Consider the following 1,440-nt stretch of genomic DNA (forward strand, 5'->3'; position numbering starts at 1 on the left):
ATCGAGACCTGGCTGGATGACATTTTCGATGCTACCAGCGTCAAGGAGTTACTCGGCGACGACAGCGATCTCCATTGAGCTGATCAAGTAACCGCTCCGTCATGTCGCAACGGGCGAGCGTATGTTGAACAGCATGCAGGACGCACCGCCGCCGCGCGCGCTTATGGTGAGCTGATCGCCAAGCCGCCCAGCGCTGTCAGCACAGGCGCAGGCAAGCATGCTGATCCTCGGTTCTCATGACATCTTCTAGTCTGTTTTAATTTTTCCGACAAAGGTAAACCATGCATCAACATCTACGAGCGATTTACGAAGATGGGGTGTTCCGCCCGCTTGAACCGGTACACATCGAAGAGCACCAAGAGGTCACATTGGTACTGGAAACAACCGACTCGCGTCAGGGAAACGAAGCGGCATCCCTACCGATCTGGGAGTTTGCCGCCGAACTTGCACGCGATGTCCCCGCCGAGGAGTGGAGCAGCCTTCCATCGGATGGGGCGACGGAGCTTGATCATTATCTCTATGGAACAAGCAGAACTCGCTAATGCGAAATCTGTTTGCTGATACCTGCTACTGGATCGCCTTACTGAATCCCAGAGATCAGTTGCATGAGCGCGCCGTCCGCGTCAGCCAATCGCTCGCAGCGGCTAGAATCGTGACGACCGATGAGGTGCTGACGGAGTTTCTAAACTATTTTGGTGATCGCGGTATTTTGCTACGTCAAGCCGCGACCCGAATGGTGACCCAGATGCAAGTCGACAGCAGGATTCACATCGAACCGCAATCCCGTGAGACGTTTGAGGCCGGATTCAGATTATTTCGCGCGAGACTCGACAAGGGCTACAGCCTGACAGACTGCATTTCCATGGTACGTATGCTACGGATGCAACTCACCGAAGCGCTCACCAATGATGGTCATTTCTCCCAAGAGGGCTTTTCCTGTCTGCTGCGTGAGGATGCGCAATGGGAGACATGATCCGGAATCACATGAGTCTGTACGCTGCGTTTCCGGCTGACTTTGAATTGCCTCACCGATTGATTGGATGATGATGATCGGGGCAATGGGAGACCGAATCCCCTGTGACTTCAGTCCCGTCGGTTGGGGTGAGCGGGAGCGGACCCCAACAATGCCGAGACGCCGAAGTGTTGGGGTTCATTGCTTATATTTCCCCGGCCACTAAATCGAATCGTGGAGCACTTGCGATTCTTTTCACGACTTCTTCGTAGTGACGGATAAATAGAGAGTTAGACGCTCTCGCATCCGCTTCTTGCAGTTTTCTCGCGATAGGGTCATAGGATACAGCTCGACATCGGAGGCCTCGACATAGACGACATCGATTTCCGGCAACAGCCCGGTCGCACCCTTGAGCACTTCCAGCTCAAACCCCTGCACGTCGATCTTGAGCAGACTGGGCCGCGCCAGCGGCAGGCGGAGGCAAGGCA

At 54.8% G+C, this 1,440-nt stretch carries 3 protein-coding genes; 2 read left to right on the plus strand and 1 reads right to left on the minus strand.

Annotation, left to right across the window (positions count from 1 at the left end):
* Window positions 1–281 precede the first annotated feature (281 nt).
* Together VBE63_RS31690 and VBE63_RS29245 are read left to right on the plus strand one after the other, a co-directional pair.
* Window positions 282–542: an antitoxin family protein gene (locus VBE63_RS31690; protein ID WP_416274724.1), complete on the plus strand. Its 261-nt coding sequence runs from the start codon at window positions 282–284 to the stop codon at window positions 540–542.
* Entirely contained in the window at window positions 542–973 is a 432-nt protein-coding gene (locus VBE63_RS29245) for a type II toxin-antitoxin system VapC family toxin (RefSeq protein WP_323686486.1), read from the plus strand. The genes VBE63_RS31690 and VBE63_RS29245 overlap by 1 nt, the downstream gene beginning before the upstream one ends.
* A 234-nt stretch (window positions 974–1,207) precedes the next feature.
* On the opposite strand, the gene VBE63_RS29250 is transcribed toward VBE63_RS29245, so the two are convergent.
* On the minus strand, window positions 1,208–1,440 hold a 233-nt coding region (locus VBE63_RS29250; protein WP_323686487.1), incomplete at its 5' end, for an FkbM family methyltransferase.

Source organism: Lamprobacter sp. (assembly GCF_034860625.1).
Taxonomy (GTDB): Bacteria; Pseudomonadota; Gammaproteobacteria; order Chromatiales; family Chromatiaceae; genus Lamprobacter.